Source organism: Streptococcus sp. KCJ4932 (assembly GCF_004352745.1).
Lineage (GTDB): Bacteria > Bacillota > Bacilli > Lactobacillales > Streptococcaceae > Streptococcus > Streptococcus ruminicola.
Genome location: NZ_SJWW01000001.1, coordinates 1 through 18804 on the forward strand (window position 1 = coordinate 1; position 18804 = coordinate 18804).

An 18804-nucleotide genomic window follows, 5' to 3' on the forward strand; every position below is an offset into this window, starting at 1 on the left:
CTATCTTACCATTTAAATAGCATTAATCATACTATTAACATTTGAATTGTTTCAATATTTTTTTATATTGACAAAATATCATGAGAAACAAAAAAAGAAGAACAAATGCTCTTCTTTTTTTATTTGTGATTTAATAAAGTTCATTTTTGAAGGGGATTTTTAAACTTTTGAAAAGACTATTTTCTTGAAAAGCTAAAAAACATAATAAATTTCATTCTTTAGATCAATTTACGCCAATCTTCATCAATTCTATTATTTGTTGCTGTCCAAGTAGAAGCAAGGTTAAAAATGGTGAATTCTTTATGTTTATCGTTTGTATCATAATATGAGAGTCTTACTTCATCAAAAGTTTCACCGTTGAAATCTTTCTGTAGCAAAATAAATTCTAAATCAAATCTTTTGATTTCACTACCACTTAGTAAGAAAGAATATGAACCATTATTCCCAAAATATTCTTTCCCCTCTTTAGTGTCATGATGAGTTACCTGTATCATATTACCCACATGTTTATTCTGAGAATAAAGTGACAGATTTACATTTCTTATAATCTGTTTAGTTGACTTTGTATTGTGCAATTCGATCCATAAAGGAACATCAAATACCATCCCATTTAATGATTTACTAAAGCCCCACGCCTCATTTGTTGACTTATTGTAAACGGATTTAATGTAAATATGAACCTTTCCCCTATTTGATAGTACATACATAAAAAAAGTTTGAGCAAAAAATCCAATTAGAGTGGAGACTAAGGATATTAAAGCACCAATTATGAGCAAAACAATTTCTTTATCTTTAAAAATTTCCATTAAAAAACTGCCTCACTTCTCCCATCAAAATACACTCTTTTTGCAATTTCATCATTAACTTTGTTTAACTCATCTTCACTTTTGTTAGAAGTGTCAATATCAAGATTATCTAGAGAACCAAATTCTCTCTCTAAATCTAATAATAACTGAATCAATTTTGTCTTAACGCTACTTAAAATTCGTAAGAAAGTTGTTTTACTAATAACTTGCTCTAATCTTATACATCTTATCATACCACCACTATTATTGCTTATAATTCCAGCGCAATCAATTAAATTAAAAGTAACCTCATTCTCACTCTTTATCGTATCTTCTATAATATTTATTCCCTCTTTTATCACCCTTGTTTTTAAAACTTCTTGTAATTCATTACTAAAATATGATTCTGATAGTGGCTGCCTCGTTACTAAATTATTTGCATTAAAACCAGTGTACCTAATCATATAAGTTACCTTTTTACGATAATCAGGTACGATACTGTCGCTAGTATATCCATTTAACTCATTTTCTATCCATTGTTGAAGTTTTGGATTATTCAACGTATATGAAATAACTAATAACCTTTGAAGAGCATTTTCAACTGTTATATTATCCTGAGCAATATCTTTAATTATCTGACTTCTTGTCATTTTCTAATTTCCTTCTCTAATTAGCCTTATTCAATTCAAGTATATCATACTATTAACTTAAATCATTATTTTAGTTCTATATTCAATATATTTACCCCCCTAATGTTTTTATCGTTATATTCTAAAACTACTTAAAATCGAAAATAGTGACCTCATACTTTTATTGATTCCACTCTCCCCTCACCCCACCAACTCACTGATATCATTAATCACTTTGGCATTCATGGTGTTAAGTTTTTGAATGTCTTCTTGGCTGTATGGGAAGGTGTTTAACAAAATACCATCCATGCCTGCTGCTTGTGCGATTGCCATATCACTGGTAAAGTCGTTGCCGACCATGACGCTTTCTTTTGGATCAAGCTGATTTTCTTCTAAAACAAGATTCATAAAATCGACTTGTGGTTTCTTCATTTTGTGGTCAGATGAGATATAAATCTTGTCTAAAAACTCTCTGCAGCCTGTCATTTCAATCTCTGCTTGGGTGAATGCTCGCTGGGCATTTGATAGTAAGATAACTTTGGCGCCTGCTTCTTTTAATGTTTTTAAAGTTGCTAATGTATGCTCATAGGCTTGCAATTTCTTACGTGACAGCATTCTAAAAGTCTGAGCAATCAGATTTCCCCAAGTTTCTAAATCTAGGATAATGCTATCCGTCGCATGTTTTTGCGGTGCTTCTAACATGAGTTCGATAAAGACATGAACCAAATCAACTTCGACATGTTCTAGTTTGAGTCGCTTACGCAACTGCTCTTCTTGGCGTTTAATCAAAGCATCATAGTGTGCCTTTAGAGCTGGTCCAGTATAATCAGCCCCATAAGCCCGATAAAGTTCTGCCATTTGCGCCCATAATTGGGGATTTTCCTCATCGGTTTCAATATCAACCAAGGTACCGTAAAAATCAAAAATATAGTTTTTATACTGCAAATTTGCCATTTATCCTCACCTAAAAATCTTATGATTACGTTTACAAGGGCTATTATAGAGGAAAATATGGCATTTGACCAGCCTTAATCACAAAAAAATAGCCAACCATTTTTGAAAAATGATTAGCTGACTTTTTTTATCATGAACGAAAAGCATCCAAAATGATTTTAAACTCATCGTTTGTAAGTGTCACACCTTTACCCATCTTGCTGTGGTCTGGGCTCCAAGAGCGAATATCAAATTTTGGCTCGGCACCATTAAAGCTGACACGGTTCAATTCTTTTGTCCATCCTTTATCGCTTTCTGATAGGGTAAGCAAGTGTTCAACAATTTCAAATTTAAATTCTGACATATTTATCTCCTCCTACTTAATATATTCGTAAAAAATTTCTAAACTTTTGATTATTTATTTTTTTTCTTAAAAGGTGTATAATCATTTTATCAATTTTTAGGATAAATGACTATGAAAAATATTATTAAGCAGTTTAAAAAGCAAGCGCAAGCTTATATTGACTTTCGAGCGCCACAGACAAGTGAGATTAATTTAAAAGCTAATAAAATCATTACCATCATCAAGGAAGCCCAAGACAAGCATCTTGCCCTTCATGCCATTTATGAGGATGATAGTTTTACAGGAGATTTGGTCAAATACGATGCTAAAAACGGTAAGCTCATTTTGAAGAACTTCCAAAAGAACATTTCAACCATTATTCCTATTGATGATATCAAACGTTTAAGCCTTGTGCCGCCGACAGTTAGAAAATCTCAGTTGCAAAATCTCAACAAAAAATGAACGACCTAAACACAAATGTTTATCAGTCGTTCATTTTTTTATTATTACTGCATTAATTATGCGCGAACAGTTTTGCTTGAACCGTCGTTTTTGTAGAGGTTAACAAGACCTTCTTTACAAGCACGAATCATGTCACCAGGCTGAACCGCTTGTGGGACAGTGATTGTTAGTAATTCCATTGGGTTTGGAGCGCGGTCGATTTTATTGCCATCAGCATCGTGCAAATCTTTGATAGTTGTTTCAAAGTGACGAAGACCTGGACCGTAAAATTCGACCTTATCTCCTTCGAGGATAACGTTACGTTGACGGATTGTTGCTGTCATTGTGCTTTCATCAAAGGCAACAACTTCTCCGACAAATTTATATTGTGGTATTTTACGACGAGCGCCAAAGAGTTGCTCGTTTTCTGTTGGTGTTTGGTAGTAGAAACCAGTTGCCAATTCACGTTGAGCTACTTTCCAAAGCTCATCAAGCAATTCGCCTTTGATGGCTTCAAATTTTTCTGGGCTTTCTAGGTAAGCATCAACAGCTGCGCGGTAGCAGTTTGTAACTGTTGACACGTAGTGAATTGATTTCATACGACCTTCAATCTTGAAGCTATCCACACCATTGTCAATCAAATCTGGCAAGTGTTCAATCATACACATGTCAACTGATGACATTGAAAATGGTTCTGGAATTTCACCTTCAAGACTTTTACGTTCCTGACCAAATGGCATATCGTAAAGGTCATATTTCCAACGGCAAGATTGTGAGCATCCACCGCGGTTAGCATCACGGTGACTCATGTGGTTTGAAAGGACACAACGTCCTGAATAACCGATACACATTGCCCCGTGAACGAAGGCTTCAATTTCAAGTGATGTGTGTTTGCGGATTTCTGCAATTTCAGCAACCCCAACTTCACGCGCCAAAACAACACGTGATACACCAACTTCTTCCCAGAAAGCGAAAGCTTCATAGTTAGTTGTAGAAGCTTGTGTAGACACATGGACTTCTAAACCTGGTGCTTCTGTTAAACAAATCATAATCATGGCTGGGTCTGATACGATAACTGCATCTAATCCCATATCACGAAGTTGACGGAACCACTCTCCTGCACCGACTTCGTTTCCTTCGTGAGTAACCATGTTAGCTGCGACGTGCACACGAGCACCGCGAGCATGGGCATAGTTAATCCCTTCTTGCAATTCTTCCATAGAGAAGTTACCAGCACGGCTACGAAGACCGTATTGTTGACCACCTACGAAGACTGCATCTGCTCCGTAATCGACAGCGACTTTTAATTTTTCAAGAGTTCCAGCAGGTGCTAAAACCTCTGGACGTTTAAAATTATTTTTTGACATTATAATCTTCCTATTTTCAAGATAGTAAAAATGATTTTTGATAAACGCTAAGCTTTATCCATTTAACTGTGTAATCCTGCTTATCATGCCCTGAAATAGTAACTCAATCATGATAAACAGATATTTGCGTGAGCCTTATTTGACTTCTTCTGGATCAAATTCGTAGAATCCAGTTCCAAGTGTACGACCTTTTGGATGCAATTTACGAATTTCTTCATCAAACAAGAAGGCTTGATCTGATGTAAATTCACCAGTTTCCATCAATTCTTTTGTTTTCACAAAGATTTTTGCGATTTCAACAAAATCATGACCTGGGCAATAAATACCATCTAATTTCCAATGAGTGTAGTTATGCTCTACCAATTCTGTTAATTTTGGCATCATATCAAGGTCGTCAGTATCAAAGATGTGTGTACCGTGTTTGTCTTCATAAATTGAATAGTGTGAGTCTTTGTTACTTGGTTCAGCAAGGAAAAGACCACGTTCACGTGTTTTTTCATCATCGATGTGTGTAAAATTATAATAATTTTGCAACAAAGGACGTTTTGAATGATGAATAACAGTTGCTCCGTAAACAAGTACTTCAGCTGGGTAGCGAAGATTTTCAGACATTTGGAACAACTCTGCTGATGGGATTTCACGCGCAAGAACTGTTTCACTTGCTCCGTGGTCACCCCAGAAGTTTACTTGACGACTTGATGTCACGAAAACTGAAGCATCGTAAATCATCTTGAAGTTGTAGCCTTCGTGTTTGTTGATGTGGAAAAGTCCAGCATCACAAGCTACCACGTAATCTGCTTTGATTTCTTTCAAGAAATCAAGGTATGGTCGAACGGCATTGATCATGTCTTGGTGGAGCAATGCATTACATGCAACACTCAATTCTTTACCAGCGGCATGAACCATATCAGCAATCTCACGAAGTTCATCATACGTGAAATTGTGCGGCAAACGCAAACCATAATTTTCTTCACCCACATAAATGCGGTCAACACCTGCATCTAAGAGCTCTTTGACCTGCTCGATAGATTCAGCTGTCGCAGTAATAATTATTTTTTCCATAACGTTTTAATTATACCACTCCTATAACAATTCGTCACTCAGATCTCCTCAGAATCCTTTTGTTATAGCTTTCTAAAGTATTTTTATATAGCTTCAGAATGAGCAAAACTTTATGAGAGGAGAGACTCAAAAAGAAATCCTCATTTTGAAACAAAAAAGAGGAACAACTATTTTAAACATATTTTTGACAAAGAGTCAAGAGCTTTTTTTAAAAAAAGGTGACAAATATATTAATTTATGGTATGATATCAGTTGAAATAGAGGAGAGGGATTATGCCAACACCGTTAAAGCAACATAAAGACCTTGAAGAACAAGAACAACATCTTCAGGTAGATGATACCCCTAAATTTTACGAATTTCAGGAAATTAATCACAGAAGCGCTAAGCTCAAGGAACTCATGTTCTTTGCCCGTATCGCTTTATTTGCTATTTCCACTGTTGTGGTATCTTTCTTTTTACTTGTCTTGAATCTGGCGCCAATCTGGGCTTTCTTGTTTGCCTCTCTTATCAGCCTAGCCATTACGTCAGCTGTTTCAAGCATTATTTGGTCATTAAGACATTGATAAACCAAACTCCCATTGCTGGGAGTTTTTTAATACGAAAAAAGCGGCCCTTTGGACCGCCTTTTTATTATGCTTTAGTATCTTCTTCTGATTTTTCAGCTTCAGCTTTTGGTTCTTCAGAAGGTGTTTCATCTTCTTTTGCTGTGTAGTCAATGATAATATCATCAACTTCAGCTTCCACATCTTCTTTGACATCACCTGCTTTATCAGCAACATCGTCAACGACATCAGATACTTTTGATGTTAATTCTGATACTTTTTCAGTCGCATAGTCAGCTGCTGCTTGACCTTTTTCTTTAACGACTTCAAGAAATTCATCAGTTGTTAATTCGCCTGATTCAAATTTTTCTTTGTAATCGTTAAAAGTGTCTACTGCTAAGTCAGTGTATTCTGTTGCCTTATCTTTAGCTTTTTGATGGTATTCAGAAGGATTTTCTTTGTAAGCTTGATATGCTTTACTTGCTTTTTTCTGTAATTCTTTACCTTTTTCAGTAGATAGGAAATAAGCTGCGGCTGCACCTGAGGCAACACCAATAATCACATTTCTCAATAATTTACTCATGCTCTTTCTCCTTTTTTAATAGTTTTGAGGCAACTTTACCGACAGCATAAGCTGCACTAGCTTTACCAACATTTGATGTTGCTTGAGTTGCTTTTTGAGAAAGACGACGCGCTTGCGCATTCAAATCAGAAACTGATTCTGAAAGGTCTGCTACTGCGACAAACAAAGGATCAATTGTTGACACTTTGCCATTGACATCTTCTACTAAAACATTAGCTTTAGCGAGGATTTCATTGGCTTGGTGAAGGGATACATTCACATCACTTGTCAACACTTTAATCGTTTCTTTTGACTCCTCAATAGTCTCATTAACAACATCAACTGTTTTATATAGTTTAACACCAATTGGTATAAAAACGCCAACCATAACTGCAAAAGCGATGGCAAAAATTAACAAAGCTACTTCTAACATCTTATCTCCTATCTCCTAAGCACTTATTCCTGATAATAAGGAATATCTTTTTGGTTTCTTCTCCACACGACCAAGACAATTCCAAGAAGAATTAGTACAGCTGACAACCACTGTGATACTCGCATGCCTAAGAACATCAAACTATCTGTTCGCATGCCTTCAATCACAAAGCGTCCGCAACCATACCAAATCAAATAAAAGAATGTCACTTCTCCTTGTTTTAGAAAACGTGAACGGTGTCTCACACTCATGATAATGATAAAACCAAGCAAGTTCCACATTGACTCGTATAAAAAGGTCGGAACGCGGTAACTACCGTCGATATACATTTGATTTTTAATGAAATCTGGCAAGTAGTTAAGACTCTTAACGGCTTTACCATAAGCTTCTTGATTGATAAAGTTTCCCCAGCGCCCAATTGCTTGCGCAATCATCACACCAGGAGCTGCAATATCCAAGAAATCAAGTGGATTAATGGCACGATAATATGAAAAGACAAAGAGAACAATGGCTCCCGTCAACAAGCCACCATAAATGGCTAGACCACCATGCCATACCGCAAAAATCTCAGTCCAAGGCTGACTAGCGTAATAGTCAAAATCAAATATCACATAATAAAGACGAGCCCCGATAATTGCTATTGGAAAAGCAATTAAAATAAAATCTAAAATATCATCTGGAATAATCTTACGTCGTGGTGCTTCTTTCATAGCTAAATAAACTGCTAGAAGCATACCTGAAACAATGAAAAGCGCATACCAACGAATGGCAAAGGGACCAAATTGAATCGCGATTGGATTAATCATTGGTTCCCCTCATTCTTTGTAATGAGTTGGGTCAAGCGTTCTTCAAAAGTCTTCGTCGCATCAAATCCCATTTGTTTGGCACGATAGTTCATGGCAGCTGCCTCAATAACAACTGACATGTTTCGACCAGTTTGAACTGGGATACGTAGACGTGGAATTTTGACTCCTGACAACTCAAGCTCTTCATTACCATTTCCAAGACGGTCAAAGACTTTTCCTGACTCATAATTTTCAAGGTAAATGGCTAATTGAACTTGTGATGAATCCTTAACAGCACTTGCACCGTATAGGCTCATAACGTCGATTATCCCAACTCCGCGAATTTCTAGCAAATGACGAAGAATCTCAGCTGGTTCACCCCAAAGGGTTTCTTCATCTTTAGCAAAAACATCCACACGGTCATCAGCTACCAAACGGTGACCACGTTTAACCAACTCAAGACCTGTTTCACTTTTACCAATACCAGAGTCTCCTTGAATCAAGACACCCATGCCGTAGATATCCATCAAGACACCATGAACACTTGTGCGCTCTGCCAAGCAAGAATCAAGATACCATGACATTTCACCAGATAAACGACTGGTTGGCACGTGACTTTGCAAAATCGCAATGCCTTTTTCCTTAGCAGCGCTAATCATTTCCTCTGGAATAGCCAAATTACGCGCCACGATAATGGCTGGTGTTTCTGGCTTAATCATTTCTCTTAGGACATGACGACGGTTGTGTGAGGTCATTTTTGTTAGATATGACCATTCTTTCATCCCTAAAAGCTGCAAACGCTCTGGTGAATAATAATCAAAATAGCCAGTCATTTCAAGCCCTGGACGTGAAATATCTGACGTTGTAATCTCTTTTGATAATAAGTCATCATCACCGTAGATAACATCAAGTTTTACCTTGTCGACTAACATTTTTACAGTAACTGACATGTCTCATACCATGAACTTTTTACAAAAAATGTAAAATGAATTGAAAACGATAAAAATAGGCTTTTCTTATAACAAGTCCATTTTCACTAAAGTAACAATTCTGTTCAATCCTTTTCCTCTTTTTTCATTATTATATCACAATCAGCCTAAAAAGTAAGCGCTCACGCAAGCTTTTGAAAATTAATTATTAGCTTTTCCAAGTACACGTAAAAAGGCTTGAGACTTTTCCCAAACCTTTTCTTGTTTCATAGACTAGGATAAGTTCCTGTTATACTTATCTAGACTTTTTTGACTGCAACATTAAAAACTCAATTTGTCAGTGTTTACCAGAACCAGCCGTCATTGTCGTCATCATCGTCGACAACTTCAGCATCCTTTCTTCTACGTGGCCCTGTACCATATTGGTCACGAGTGATATCTTCTTTGTAAGGAAGAAAAATTGCTAAGAGGATGTAAAGCAAAATGCCAAAGCCATAAAAGTACATTAGCAATGCTGCTAGGACACGTGTCAAAGGCAAGTCCCAGCCAAACTTATCAGCAATTCCGGCGCAAACACCACAAACCAGTTTATTCTTTCGCTGTTTATAAAGAGCTGATTTCATCTTTATCCCTTCCTTCATTTCTCACTATAATGATTATACCTAATTTCTTTACAAATAAAATCAGCCTTACGACTGATTTTATAATTAATTTGATACTTCTCTATGTTTTTTGCTTGTTGATTTCTAAGAGTTTGCCATGGCAGCGGCCGCAGCGGTATTTTTTGGTATTGACACGGCGTTTTCTACGATACTCTTGCCCGCACTTTTGACAACGATAGCAATGATAAGCCGTCTCACTTGGCATAGTCGGTGCGTAGCGAAGGCCATCAACCTTTTGAAGTAATTCTTTAAAATCTGCGTCAGCGTGTTTGTAACCTTTTCCTTCAAAATAAAGATGATAATGGCAAAGCTCATGACGAACAATCTTTCGAAAGGTCTCCAGTCCAAACACCTCAAGGATTTTTGAATTAAAATCTAGATGCCCATCAGCTGGGAAAAATCGGCCGCCAGTTGTCCTGAGACGAGTGTTCCAGATAGCTGTATGTCGAAAGGCTTTTCCAAAATCTTCTTGTGAAACTTCTTTGATGTAATTAGTTAAGTTCACGTAAATCTACCAAAGAAAGGTTAATTTTGCCACGCTCTTTATCGATTTTTGAAACCCACACTGTGACCACATCACCAACAGAAACCACTTGGCTAGGATGTTTGACAAAAGATTTGCTCATTTGTGAAATGTGAATCAAGCCATCATCGTGAAGACCGATATCAACAAAGGCACCAAAATCGACCACATTTCGAACAGTCCCTTCTAATTTTTGTCCGATTTCAAGGTCAGAAATATCAAGCACATCTTGGCGAAGGACAGGTGCTTCAAAATCATCACGCAAATCACGACCTGGTTTTAAGAGATCAGCAATGATATCTTTCAGCGTTTCTTGACCAAGTCCGATTGTTTCAGCCATATCTTTTACAGACACCGCTTGAAGTTTTGCCTTAGCCGAATCATCCAAATCAGTGATGTCCAGCTCTTTCAGCAAGCGCTCAACTGCCTTGTATGACTCAGGGTGAACACCTGTGTTATCAAGAATATTTTTAGCACCAGGAATGCGCAAGAAACCTGCTGCTTGTTCAAAGGCTTTAGCCCCCAGACGTGGCACTTTCTTAATCTCTTCACGCGAACTGATACGACCGTGTTCATCGCGGTATTTAACGATATTTTCTGAAATGGTTTTATTTAGTCCTGATACATGTGACAAGAGTGCTGGACTTGCTGTGTTAATATTCACCCCGACTTGGTTAACCACGGTATCAACAACGAAATCTAGGTTTTCAGCCAATTTTTTCTGGCTTACATCGTGCTGGTATTGACCGACACCAATTGATTTTGGATCGATTTTAACCAATTCTGCCAAAGGGTCTTGAAGACGACGAGCAATAGAAATGGCAGAACGTTTTTCAACCGTCAAGTCTGGGAACTCATGACGAGCAAGCTCAGAAGCAGAGTAGACAGAAGCTCCGCTTTCATTGACAATAACATAAGAAACGTCTGGAAAATCTTTCAAGACTTGCGCTACGAATGCTTCACTTTCACGGCTGGCTGTTCCATTTCCGATAGCGATAATTTCAATGCCGTAGCTAGAAATGAGCTCAGCTAAATCTTTTTTAGACTGTTCGATTTTGGCTTGGCTAGCAGGTGCAACTGGGTAAATCACTTGCGTTGTCATGAGTTTACCCGTTTGGTCAACCACGGCTAGCTTGGCTCCTGTACGAAAGGCAGGGTCAAAACCAAGAACCATTTTCCCTTTTAGCGGTGATACCAAAAGAAGGTTGCGAAGATTTTCTGAGAAAAGCTCGATAGCCCCATCTTCAGCACTTTCTGTCAACTCACTGTGAATACGACGTTCCATAGCGGGAACGATTTTTTTCTTGATGGTTTTTGAGATGACATCGTCGATGTAAGCATTTCTGTTTTTAAAACGTGACGCCATGAAACGAATCATCTTGTCAGTATTGTGGTCAAAACCAACTTTTAAAATGCCTAATTTTTCACCACGATTAAGAGCTAAAATGCGGTAGCCTTGCATTTTAGAAACTTTTTCTGAGAAATCATAATAGATTTGGAACGTTTTTTTATCATCAGCAGTTTCATCTTTAACGCTCGAAACAACAGAACTATATGACCAGATTTCATTGTAAACCCATGAGCGAAGGCGATTGTCTTCTGAGAAAGATTCAATCAAGATTTCACAAGCTCCTGCGATAGCTTTATCAGCTGTTTCAAAACCATCACAAATAAAAGCTTGAGCTTCTTTTTCAAGCGAAGCTTTATTTTGTAAAATCAGGCGTGCTAGGGGAAATAGCCCTGCTTCTCTGGCAATAGTTGCCTTGGTACGACGTTTTTCTTTGTAAGGAAGGTAAAGTTCCTCAACGTCAGCCAATTTTTCAGCTGCCTCAATTGCTTTTTTGAGCTCAGCTGTTAATTTTCCTTGTTCTTCAATTTTACTTAATACCGTTGCTTTGCGTTCAGCTAAAGCTGTCATGCTTTTATCCAAATCAATGATAGCTTTAATTTGAACTTCATCCAAATTACCAGTCATTTCTTTACGATAACGAGCGATGAAAGGAATGGTATTTCCTTCGCTTGTCAACTCGAGAACTTTGGCAATTTGGTTCTCTTTAATTGTTAATTCTTGAGCAATTTTATGTATATTTTCATTTTTCATAGCCTTTCTATTATATCAAAAAAACTCTTAAAGCTGGGATTTTTACTGATTCTTTTGATGATTTTTAACTTAACTTTTACCGAATTTTATCAAATCCTATCTTATAAATATCCGCTTAGCTTTTGCTGATTTTTTCAAATGATAGTATAATAACTGGTGACTATATTTAGAAAAGAGGTGTCCATCTTATGGCAATCACTCACAAACGTCAGGACGATTTAGAGTCAATGTTTGCAAACTTTGCAAGTTTTCCAAAAGTCTCTAGTGACCCTGAAAAAGAAAAGGAAAGTAAGGATAAAAACGATAAGAAAGCGACTCATTAAGTTTTATGGACATTTTTTCTCACTTACCAGCAAGTGTCTTACAGTGGTTTGCGATTTTTATCTCAATTATCATTGAGGCCTTGCCTTTTGTTTTGCTTGGAACGATTTTATCTGGTTTCATCGAGGTTTACGTGACACCTGATTTGGTGCAACGTTACCTCCCTAAGAATAAATTCCTACGAATTCTCTTTGGAACCTTCGTTGGTTTTATTTTCCCTTCCTGTGAATGTGGGATTATTCCCATCATCACGCGCTTTCTAGAGAAAAAAGTTCCTAGCTACACTGCTGTTCCCTTTCTAGCCACAGCACCGATTATCAACCCTATCGTGCTTTTTGCAACCTACTCAGCCTTTGGAAATAGCTGGCGCTTCTTGTGGTTGCGACTCCTTGGTGCCATTGTAGTTGCTATCACGCTTGGAATTATGCTTGGTTTTGTGGTCGATGACAATATCTTAAAAGAAGATATTGCACCGTGTCATTTTCACAATTACTCTGGTGAGCCTTGGTATCGCAAGATTTTCCTCGTTTTAGCACATGCTATCGATGAATTATTCGACACTGGGCGTTATCTGGTCTTTGGGTCTTTGGTAGCTTCGGCTATGCAGATTTATCTACCGACCCATATCCTAACCAAAATCGGTGGAAATGCCTTAACAGCCATTCTAGTGATGATGCTGTTAGCCTTCATCTTGTCACTTTGTAGTGAAGCCGACGCCTTTATTGGTGCTTCACTTCTCTCAAGTTTTGGGACTGCACCAGTCCTTGCCTTTCTTTTGATTGGTCCAATGGTGGATATCAAAAACCTCATGATGATGCTCAATTCCTTTAAGAAACGTTTTATCGTGCAATTTATTAGCGTTTCTGCTGGGATGATTATCCTTTACTGTCTACTTGTGGGGGTGATTGGATGATTCGATTTTTAATTCTTGCTGGTTATTTTGAATTAACTATGTACTTACAAATTTCAGGAAAATTAAATCAGTACATCAATAACCACTACGCTTATCTAGCATACATTTCCATGGTGCTGTCATTTGTTTTAGCTATCGTGCAATTAATTATCTGGGTTAAAGATTTGAAAATGCACAGCCATTTACATGGAAAATTAGCGAAAATCACTAGTCCAATGATTCTGGTCATTCCAGTACTTATCGGACTTTTAGTTCCAACAGTAACCTTGGATTCTACAACGGTTTCTGCCAAGGGTTACCACTTCCCGCTTGCAGCAGGCTCAACTGGAACAGTCAGCGAAGATGGCACACGTGTCCAATACCTAAAACCAGATACCAGTCTTTATTTCACTTCTGCTGCTTATGATAAGGAAATGCGAAAAGAAATGAAAAAATACAAAGGTTCTGGTGATTTGACCATTACAACGGATAATTACATGGAAATCATGGAGCTCATCTACCTTTATCCTGATGAATTTTCTGGACGTAATATCACTTATACTGGCTTCGTTTACAATGAACCAGGTCACGATGGTTATCAATTTCTTTTCCGTTTTGGTATTATTCACTGTATTGCCGATTCAGGTGTCTACGGCCTTTTAACAACTGGCAATGCTACTAGCTATCCTAACAACACATGGATTACGGCAACTGGTACTATTAGTCTTGAATACGATAAGACTTTGGAACAAAACTTACCAGTTCTACACATTTCTAAGATTAAAGAAACAGATGCCCCTGATAATCCTTACGTTTATCGCGTCTTTTAGATAATAAAACGCCCACCAGCCTAATAAACTGGTGGGTATTTTTTAATTATTTTTCTTGTAAGCAAAAGCTAGTCTAACTATGTTAAACAAGGTAAAGATTCCCCAAACCGCCATGATTTGCCACTTAGCTTCTGCAAAATAAATCAGCGTTAAAACAAGTGTCGATGAGGTCAAGAGAATTGTCGATAAATGTGCTTTTACAAAATCAAGCATTTCCTTAAATAATCCCTTCTAGGAGACCACGGATAAAGTCTTCAGAGTCGAATTCACCGATATCATCAATTTTTTCACCAAATCCAATGAATTTAACTGGGATATCAAGTTCTTGGCGGATAGCTAGAACAACACCACCTTTGGCAGTTCCATCGATTTTAGTCAAGATGAGTCCTGTTAATGGTGTAATTTTTGAGAATTCTTTTGCTTGGCTAAGAGCATTTTGACCTGTTGAGGCATCAAGGGCAAGAAGGGTTTCGTGCGGAGCATCTGGCACCACACGCTTGATGATTCGACCAATTTTTTCAAGCTCTGCCATCAAATTATCTTTGTTTTGCAAACGGCCTGCTGTATCAATCAACAGAACGTCAACATTTTCAGCAACAGCTCTTTCCATACCATCAAAGACCACTGAAGCTGGGTCAGCTTTTTCTGGTCCAGTCACAACTGGGACATCAACACGTCGTCCCCATTCCGCAAGCTGAGCAACGGCACCAGCACGGAAAGTATCAGCCGCAACAAGCATGACTTTCTTGCCTTCATTTTTGTATTTGTAAGCAAGTTTACCGATTGACGTTGTTTTACCAACGCCGTTAACTCCGACAAAAAGCATGACAGTCAAGCCATCTTGGAAATTGATTTGTTCGTTAAAGACACCGTCTTTTTCATAGATTTCAACCAATTTTTCAATGATGACACGTTTTAAATCGTCAGCTTTTTTAGCATTTTCAAGTTTAGCTTCATAACGCAAGTCTTCTGTCAATTGTGTTGCCACGTTAACACCGACATCGGACAAAATAAGCATTTCTTCAAGTTCTTCAAAGAAGTCTTCATCCACACGACGGAAGTTTGCTAGAAAAGCATTCAAGCGTGCGCTAAACCCTGTACGTGTCTTTTTAAGACTGCGATTGTATTTTTCTTCTTCAGTCTCAACAGGTGCACTAACTGGCTCTGCTGGTTCTTCTTTTACGTCTTCTTGTTTTGTTTCAACAGCTTCAAATTCAACTATTTCGCCACGGTCTAAAGCTTCTTTGGCAGCTTCTTTTTTAGCATAATAATCTGCCATAACTCCTGAAAAATCAGCTTCTGCTGGTTCCTTAGCTTCATCAAGCTGGCTAGCTTCTTCAGACTGACTGACTGCTTCAGCATCTGGAGTTGCTTCACTTTCGACTACTTCTTCTGCTTGAGTTTCAACGGCAGCTGTTTCTTCTTTTTTTTCTACTTCTTTAGTCTCATCAACAGAAGTTTCTTCAAGTACTTGAGCAATTTCTTGTTCTTCAATCTGCTCTTTTGTATCCTTTTTCTTTCCAAATAAACGATCAAATAATCCCATATTAAGCTACCAAGAGAACATACTGCCCTCTTATCCTTTCTACTTAGCTTCTAAAATGTATTTTTTAACAGCTTCTGCAACACCCGACTCATCGTTAGTGCGACTCGTTACAGCATCTGCTGTTTCTTTTGCAATAGCAACGCCATTTGCCATGGCGACACCCAAACCAGCCCATTTTAACATGGAAAGGTCATTTTCTTCATCACCCATAGCCATGACATTTTCTGATGATAAGCCTAAGTGTCTTACCAATTGATTTAATCCAGCAGCTTTATGAACACCTTTAGGCATCATTTCTACTATAATATCACGTGATTTAAAAATTTCAAAATGTTGATGTAACTCTTTTGGTAATTTTAAGAGTTGTTGATTCAAAAATTCTGGTTTTGTGACACTAACCACCTTGTTGTAAATCACATTTTCAGGAATGTCAGCAAAGCTATCAACCGTTACAAATTCAAGGGTTGGATTTGCCTGCGGGTAATGCGAAACATTGCCACGACAGGAAAGACTGTAGACAATACCGTCACTAAGCACATCAAATGGTAATGCTAAGGGTTCTAGATGATTGTACAAGAGTTTTAACTGTGAGCGAGTCAACTCACTTTTATCCAAAATCTCCCCATTTGTCTTTTGAACCAAGCCACCATTAAAAGTAATCAGATAGTCCTCATCAGAAATTAAGTCTAATTCTTCAAGCAAACCACTGATAGCTTTTAGTGGTCGTCCTGTCGTGATAACCACTTTGACGCCCATATCACGCGCGGCTCTAAGAGCCAATTTATTTTCTCGTGTGACAACTTTTTGGCTGTTAAAGAGTGTGCCGTCTAGGTCCAAGGCTAATAACTTGATATCTGCCATTAATCAACTAATCCTTCCATATAAGTCATCACAGACTCTTCGTCACAATGTCCGATAATTTCACTAGAAATCTCTTTGATTTCTTGACGAGCATTTTGGGTTGCGACTGCTCTTCCAGCAAATTCAAGCATTTCATAGTCATTGAGGTTATCTCCAAATGCGACAACTTCAGCAGCTGATAAACCATAAGACTCACAAAGTGCCTCAAGACCTGTTCTTTTGTTGACATCAGAAAGAATGATGTCAATTGATTTAAAACCTGTTGTCACTGCTTTAACAAAATCAATGCGCTGGTTGAACCAAGCTTCACCTTTTCGAACCGTATCTTCTGCAAAGTTAGCTGTCACTTTCAAGATATTATCAGTAACATTTGCTAGATTGTCAACACGTTGCACATTTTCATAGTAATGACTGATAAATTCAAGGTATTCATCACTGGCTTTAGGATGCAAATAAGCTCCATTTTCACCAGATAGTAAAAAATCATAACCAGTCATATAAGGACTTTCAATTAAGGTATCAGTGATCTCTAAAAATTGTGGTTTCGTTAAGCAAGATTCAAAGACTGTCTTTTCACCAACTTTAACAAGTGTTCCGTTTTCAGCAATAAAAGCCATTTTATCAGCATGTGGTGCAAACATTTTTTCCAAAGCAAGCATTGAACGCCCACTAGCTGCCACAAATAACATATCGTTCTTTTCAAATTTTTCGAGGACATTATGGAGGCGTTGATTATCGTAATAACCTTTACTAGTCAAGAAAGTGCCATCCATATCTGTCGCAACAAGTTTTACCATTTTTCTCTCCCTCAATATTACATAATTCTATTCTAGCAAAAAACGCCAACTTTTTCCTGCTAATAATCTATTCTTTTCGACTTGTCGCTAGCAAAAATTTTTTAAAATTTTTTTGAAAAAAGCTAAGTTTTAAAAATTTTTTTCGAATAGATTATTTAGAAGAATATTTAAAGGGGTAAACAATGATGAAAAAAACAAATCGCGCTTTCTGGATTTCTGGCTTATTGGTACTGACTGTGTGTGGAGGGGCTTTGGCTCTCAATCAGCATTCGCAACACAAGCATACAAGTGTAACAGCCAGTCAACACCTTCACCGAGGCACTAATGGCAAAAGCACTTCATCTTCTGCTAAGAAAAAAGAAGGCGACAAGCGCCATGATTTATTTCAACTGCCAAATGAAAAAAAGATTACGAACAATTTAGTCAAAGACGGGAAAACTATCGTTGATTCTAGACAAGTTAGCAAAGAAGCTAGTCACTTTGATTTTGCTGCGCTAGCTCAGGGCGATTTTTCAAGTCTTGCTGGAACTTGGCAGGATGCTAACGGCTTTACTTTCGAATTTTCTCCAGAGGGCATTGTCTCAGAAAATGGTAGATTAACTTTGTCAGCTCTCGCTTACGGTGATAAAGGCGAAGCTATTTCTCAAGTATCTTCTCAAAGAGGTGGTGGTTTCATCTTGTACTACTATGCTGCTGGTAATCAAATTCCAAATTGGCATTTTGATATCACTGACTCTGACCCATCAGACTATGGGCGTGATCGTCTTTTTGCCACACAACTCAGCCGTTTCGACTACGAATCAACGCAACAATTCGTAAACAGCGTCTTTTACAAAGTTTCTAACAACTACAGCAAAGTCTCACAAACTGAATCTGAGTCAGCAGAAACACCAGAAGAAAACACTAATCAAAACTTGCAAAATGGCGAAACTACAACAGATGAGCAAGCTTCTGACACACAAGAAAATACTCAAAATGATGTAAAAACTGATGAATAACAAACAAAAAGCCCAGCTATTGCTAGGCTTTTAAAATCTGAATTACTATTCATTTTTCAGAATATCTACCAGATATGGAACAATTTTTTCTCCATCCAAATCATTCAAAACACTTATCCAACGATAATCAATATGTTCTTCGGGATTTAATGTGACATTTATTTCCTTATTCTTAGGAAGATGAGCAGCATAAACTAATCTAGTGTATACAACACCATTATCTAAATTACTATCTTCATGAATAATATCATCTATTTTGATCTGAAGTCCTACTTCTTCAAGACACTCTCTGATAGCAGCACCTTTCGGCAACTCCTCACTCTCAACACTACCCCCAGGAATATCCCAATAAGACGGATAAACATTATTTCTACCATAGCTTGTTGCAACTCGTTTTATCACTAAGTATTTTTCGTGATATTTTATTAAACTGTGCACAATTAGTTTATTTACCATTTTTT

The 18804-nt window shown here is 37.5% G+C and carries 24 protein-coding genes; 6 read left to right on the forward strand and 18 right to left on the reverse strand.

The annotated features are described in order from the left end of the window. Positions 1 to 218: 218 nt before the first annotated feature. From E0E02_RS00005 to E0E02_RS00020, 4 genes are all read right to left on the reverse strand, one after another. A complete protein-coding gene (locus tag E0E02_RS00005) occupies positions 219 to 806 on the reverse strand; it encodes a hypothetical protein (protein ID WP_133017477.1) in 588 nt (195 codons plus the stop codon). Next, positions 806 to 1435, reverse strand: coding sequence for a hypothetical protein (locus E0E02_RS00010; RefSeq protein WP_133017478.1), 630 nt, complete (start codon positions 1433 to 1435; stop codon positions 806 to 808). The genes E0E02_RS00005 and E0E02_RS00010 overlap by 1 nt, the downstream gene beginning before the upstream one ends. 180 nt (positions 1436 to 1615) lie before the next feature. Beyond that, a complete protein-coding gene (locus E0E02_RS00015) occupies positions 1616 to 2368 on the reverse strand; it encodes an HAD family hydrolase (RefSeq protein ID WP_133017479.1) in 753 nt (250 codons plus the stop codon). A gap of 130 nt (positions 2369 to 2498) precedes the next feature. Further along, positions 2499 to 2711 (reverse strand): YdbC family protein, encoded by a 213-nt coding sequence (locus tag E0E02_RS00020; RefSeq protein WP_014335080.1) that lies wholly within the window; start codon positions 2709 to 2711, stop codon positions 2499 to 2501. A gap of 111 nt (positions 2712 to 2822) precedes the next feature. Here E0E02_RS00020 and E0E02_RS00025 point away from each other — a divergent pair, with 111 nt between their 5' ends. Next, positions 2823 to 3152, forward strand: coding sequence for a hypothetical protein (locus E0E02_RS00025; RefSeq protein ID WP_039696532.1), 330 nt, complete (start codon positions 2823 to 2825; stop codon positions 3150 to 3152). A gap of 56 nt (positions 3153 to 3208) precedes the next feature. On the opposite strand, the gene E0E02_RS00030 is transcribed toward E0E02_RS00025, so the two are convergent. Continuing rightward, complete coding sequence (locus tag E0E02_RS00030) at positions 3209 to 4498, reverse strand: U32 family peptidase (RefSeq protein ID WP_133017480.1); 1290 nt, start codon at positions 4496 to 4498, stop codon at positions 3209 to 3211. Positions 4499 to 4633: 135 nt separating this feature from the next. Beyond that, positions 4634 to 5560, reverse strand: coding sequence for a peptidase U32 family protein (locus E0E02_RS00035; RefSeq protein WP_133017481.1), 927 nt, complete (start codon positions 5558 to 5560; stop codon positions 4634 to 4636). 273 nt (positions 5561 to 5833) lie between these two features. Between E0E02_RS00035 and E0E02_RS00040 the strand changes: the two genes are divergently transcribed. Then, positions 5834 to 6124: a DUF3270 domain-containing protein gene (locus tag E0E02_RS00040; RefSeq protein WP_014335084.1), complete on the forward strand. Its 291-nt coding sequence runs from the start codon at positions 5834 to 5836 to the stop codon at positions 6122 to 6124. A 67-nt stretch (positions 6125 to 6191) separates the two neighbouring features. On the opposite strand, the gene E0E02_RS00045 is transcribed toward E0E02_RS00040, so the two are convergent. From E0E02_RS00045 to E0E02_RS00075, 7 genes are all read right to left on the reverse strand, one after another. Further along, positions 6192 to 6686 (reverse strand): YtxH domain-containing protein, encoded by a 495-nt coding sequence (locus E0E02_RS00045; RefSeq protein ID WP_133017482.1) that lies wholly within the window; start codon positions 6684 to 6686, stop codon positions 6192 to 6194. Next, a complete protein-coding gene (locus tag E0E02_RS00050) occupies positions 6679 to 7098 on the reverse strand; it encodes a DUF948 domain-containing protein (protein ID WP_014335086.1) in 420 nt (139 codons plus the stop codon). Before E0E02_RS00050 ends, E0E02_RS00045 begins: the two co-directional genes overlap by 8 nt. A 23-nt stretch (positions 7099 to 7121) precedes the next feature. Further along, positions 7122 to 7904 carry a prolipoprotein diacylglyceryl transferase gene (lgt, locus tag E0E02_RS00055; RefSeq protein ID WP_133017483.1) on the reverse strand — a complete coding sequence of 261 codons (783 nt, stop codon included), beginning with the start codon at positions 7902 to 7904 and terminating at the stop codon, positions 7122 to 7124. After that, positions 7901 to 8833 (reverse strand): HPr(Ser) kinase/phosphatase, encoded by a 933-nt coding sequence (gene hprK, locus E0E02_RS00060; RefSeq protein WP_020917207.1) that lies wholly within the window; start codon positions 8831 to 8833, stop codon positions 7901 to 7903. The genes lgt and hprK overlap by 4 nt, the downstream gene beginning before the upstream one ends. A gap of 323 nt (positions 8834 to 9156) precedes the next feature. Then, positions 9157 to 9435, reverse strand: coding sequence for a PspC domain-containing protein (locus E0E02_RS00065; RefSeq protein WP_039696523.1), 279 nt, complete (start codon positions 9433 to 9435; stop codon positions 9157 to 9159). Positions 9436 to 9535: 100 nt separating this feature from the next. Beyond that, on the reverse strand, positions 9536 to 9979 hold the full coding sequence (locus E0E02_RS00070) for a SprT family protein (protein WP_133017484.1): 444 nt from the start codon (positions 9977 to 9979) through the stop codon (positions 9536 to 9538). Further along, positions 9966 to 12098 carry a Tex family protein gene (locus tag E0E02_RS00075; RefSeq protein WP_133017485.1) on the reverse strand — a complete coding sequence of 711 codons (2133 nt, stop codon included), beginning with the start codon at positions 12096 to 12098 and terminating at the stop codon, positions 9966 to 9968. The genes E0E02_RS00070 and E0E02_RS00075 overlap by 14 nt, the downstream gene beginning before the upstream one ends. Before the next feature lie 188 nt (positions 12099 to 12286). Here E0E02_RS00075 and E0E02_RS00080 point away from each other — a divergent pair, with 188 nt between their 5' ends. Genes E0E02_RS00080 through E0E02_RS00090 form a run of 3 tightly spaced genes read left to right on the forward strand, consistent with a single transcriptional unit; the run spans position 12287 to position 14141 of the window. Continuing rightward, a complete protein-coding gene (locus E0E02_RS00080) occupies positions 12287 to 12421 on the forward strand; it encodes an SPJ_0845 family protein (RefSeq protein WP_006532749.1) in 135 nt (44 codons plus the stop codon). Between the two features lie 5 nt (positions 12422 to 12426). Further along, entirely contained in the window at positions 12427 to 13332 is a 906-nt protein-coding gene (locus E0E02_RS00085; RefSeq protein WP_133017486.1) for a permease, read from the forward strand. Then, positions 13329 to 14141, forward strand: coding sequence for a TIGR03943 family protein (locus E0E02_RS00090; RefSeq protein ID WP_074868126.1), 813 nt, complete (start codon positions 13329 to 13331; stop codon positions 14139 to 14141). Before E0E02_RS00085 ends, E0E02_RS00090 begins: the two co-directional genes overlap by 4 nt. 42 nt (positions 14142 to 14183) lie before the next feature. On the opposite strand, the gene E0E02_RS00095 is transcribed toward E0E02_RS00090, so the two are convergent. Genes E0E02_RS00095 through E0E02_RS00110 form a run of 4 tightly spaced genes read right to left on the reverse strand, consistent with a single transcriptional unit; the run spans position 14184 to position 17345 of the window. Beyond that, entirely contained in the window at positions 14184 to 14354 is a 171-nt protein-coding gene (locus E0E02_RS00095; protein WP_133017487.1) for a cytochrome O ubiquinol oxidase, read from the reverse strand. A 4-nt stretch (positions 14355 to 14358) separates the two neighbouring features. After that, positions 14359 to 15687 carry a signal recognition particle-docking protein FtsY gene (ftsY, locus tag E0E02_RS00100; RefSeq protein WP_133017488.1) on the reverse strand — a complete coding sequence of 443 codons (1329 nt, stop codon included), beginning with the start codon at positions 15685 to 15687 and terminating at the stop codon, positions 14359 to 14361. Positions 15688 to 15726: 39 nt separating this feature from the next. Further along, positions 15727 to 16548 carry a Cof-type HAD-IIB family hydrolase gene (locus E0E02_RS00105; RefSeq protein ID WP_133017489.1) on the reverse strand — a complete coding sequence of 274 codons (822 nt, stop codon included), beginning with the start codon at positions 16546 to 16548 and terminating at the stop codon, positions 15727 to 15729. After that, positions 16548 to 17345, reverse strand: coding sequence for a Cof-type HAD-IIB family hydrolase (locus E0E02_RS00110; RefSeq protein ID WP_133017490.1), 798 nt, complete (start codon positions 17343 to 17345; stop codon positions 16548 to 16550). Before E0E02_RS00110 ends, E0E02_RS00105 begins: the two co-directional genes overlap by 1 nt. A 182-nt stretch (positions 17346 to 17527) precedes the next feature. On the opposite strand from E0E02_RS00110, the gene E0E02_RS00115 reads away from it, so the two are divergent. After that, positions 17528 to 18343: a DUF6287 domain-containing protein gene (locus E0E02_RS00115; protein WP_240789000.1), complete on the forward strand. Its 816-nt coding sequence runs from the start codon at positions 17528 to 17530 to the stop codon at positions 18341 to 18343. A 45-nt stretch (positions 18344 to 18388) separates the two neighbouring features. Here the strand turns inward: E0E02_RS00115 and E0E02_RS00120 are convergent, their stop codons facing one another. After that, the gene (locus E0E02_RS00120; protein WP_133017491.1) at positions 18389 to 18799 is read right to left on the reverse strand and encodes an NUDIX hydrolase; all 411 of its coding nucleotides are present in this window, start codon (positions 18797 to 18799) and stop codon (positions 18389 to 18391) included. Between the last annotated feature and the right edge of the window lie 5 nt (positions 18800 to 18804).

What these genes read in the sequence shown, in the direction of transcription:
- E0E02_RS00085 (WP_133017486.1), top strand. Translation starts at nt 12,427, where the DNA reads ATGGACATTTTTTCTCACTTACCAGCAAGTGTCTTACAGTGGTTTGCG.
- lgt (WP_133017483.1), bottom strand. Translation starts at nt 7,904, where the DNA reads ATGATTAATCCAATCGCGATTCAATTTGGTCCCTTTGCCATTCGTTGG.
- E0E02_RS00045 (WP_133017482.1), bottom strand. Translation starts at nt 6,686, where the DNA reads ATGAGTAAATTATTGAGAAATGTGATTATTGGTGTTGCCTCAGGTGCA.
- E0E02_RS00005 (WP_133017477.1), bottom strand. Translation starts at nt 806, where the DNA reads ATGGAAATTTTTAAAGATAAAGAAATTGTTTTGCTCATAATTGGTGCT.
- E0E02_RS00025 (WP_039696532.1), top strand. Translation starts at nt 2,823, where the DNA reads ATGAAAAATATTATTAAGCAGTTTAAAAAGCAAGCGCAAGCTTATATT.
- E0E02_RS00010 (WP_133017478.1), bottom strand. Translation starts at nt 1,435, where the DNA reads ATGACAAGAAGTCAGATAATTAAAGATATTGCTCAGGATAATATAACA.
- E0E02_RS00015 (WP_133017479.1), bottom strand. Translation starts at nt 2,368, where the DNA reads ATGGCAAATTTGCAGTATAAAAACTATATTTTTGATTTTTACGGTACC.
- E0E02_RS00075 (WP_133017485.1), bottom strand. Translation starts at nt 12,098, where the DNA reads ATGAAAAATGAAAATATACATAAAATTGCTCAAGAATTAACAATTAAA.
- E0E02_RS00120 (WP_133017491.1), bottom strand. Translation starts at nt 18,799, where the DNA reads ATGGTAAATAAACTAATTGTGCACAGTTTAATAAAATATCACGAAAAA.
- hprK (WP_020917207.1), bottom strand. Translation starts at nt 8,833, where the DNA reads ATGTCAGTTACTGTAAAAATGTTAGTCGACAAGGTAAAACTTGATGTT.
- E0E02_RS00050 (WP_014335086.1), bottom strand. Translation starts at nt 7,098, where the DNA reads ATGTTAGAAGTAGCTTTGTTAATTTTTGCCATCGCTTTTGCAGTTATG.
- E0E02_RS00065 (WP_039696523.1), bottom strand. Translation starts at nt 9,435, where the DNA reads ATGAAATCAGCTCTTTATAAACAGCGAAAGAATAAACTGGTTTGTGGT.
- E0E02_RS00115 (WP_240789000.1), top strand. Translation starts at nt 17,528, where the DNA reads ATGATGAAAAAAACAAATCGCGCTTTCTGGATTTCTGGCTTATTGGTA.
- E0E02_RS00090 (WP_074868126.1), top strand. Translation starts at nt 13,329, where the DNA reads ATGATTCGATTTTTAATTCTTGCTGGTTATTTTGAATTAACTATGTAC.
- E0E02_RS00095 (WP_133017487.1), bottom strand. Translation starts at nt 14,354, where the DNA reads ATGCTTGATTTTGTAAAAGCACATTTATCGACAATTCTCTTGACCTCA.
- E0E02_RS00080 (WP_006532749.1), top strand. Translation starts at nt 12,287, where the DNA reads ATGGCAATCACTCACAAACGTCAGGACGATTTAGAGTCAATGTTTGCA.
- E0E02_RS00020 (WP_014335080.1), bottom strand. Translation starts at nt 2,711, where the DNA reads ATGTCAGAATTTAAATTTGAAATTGTTGAACACTTGCTTACCCTATCA.
- E0E02_RS00030 (WP_133017480.1), bottom strand. Translation starts at nt 4,498, where the DNA reads ATGTCAAAAAATAATTTTAAACGTCCAGAGGTTTTAGCACCTGCTGGA.
- E0E02_RS00040 (WP_014335084.1), top strand. Translation starts at nt 5,834, where the DNA reads ATGCCAACACCGTTAAAGCAACATAAAGACCTTGAAGAACAAGAACAA.
- E0E02_RS00105 (WP_133017489.1), bottom strand. Translation starts at nt 16,548, where the DNA reads ATGGCAGATATCAAGTTATTAGCCTTGGACCTAGACGGCACACTCTTT.
- E0E02_RS00035 (WP_133017481.1), bottom strand. Translation starts at nt 5,560, where the DNA reads ATGGAAAAAATAATTATTACTGCGACAGCTGAATCTATCGAGCAGGTC.
- E0E02_RS00110 (WP_133017490.1), bottom strand. Translation starts at nt 17,345, where the DNA reads ATGGTAAAACTTGTTGCGACAGATATGGATGGCACTTTCTTGACTAGT.
- ftsY (WP_133017488.1), bottom strand. Translation starts at nt 15,687, where the DNA reads ATGGGATTATTTGATCGTTTATTTGGAAAGAAAAAGGATACAAAAGAG.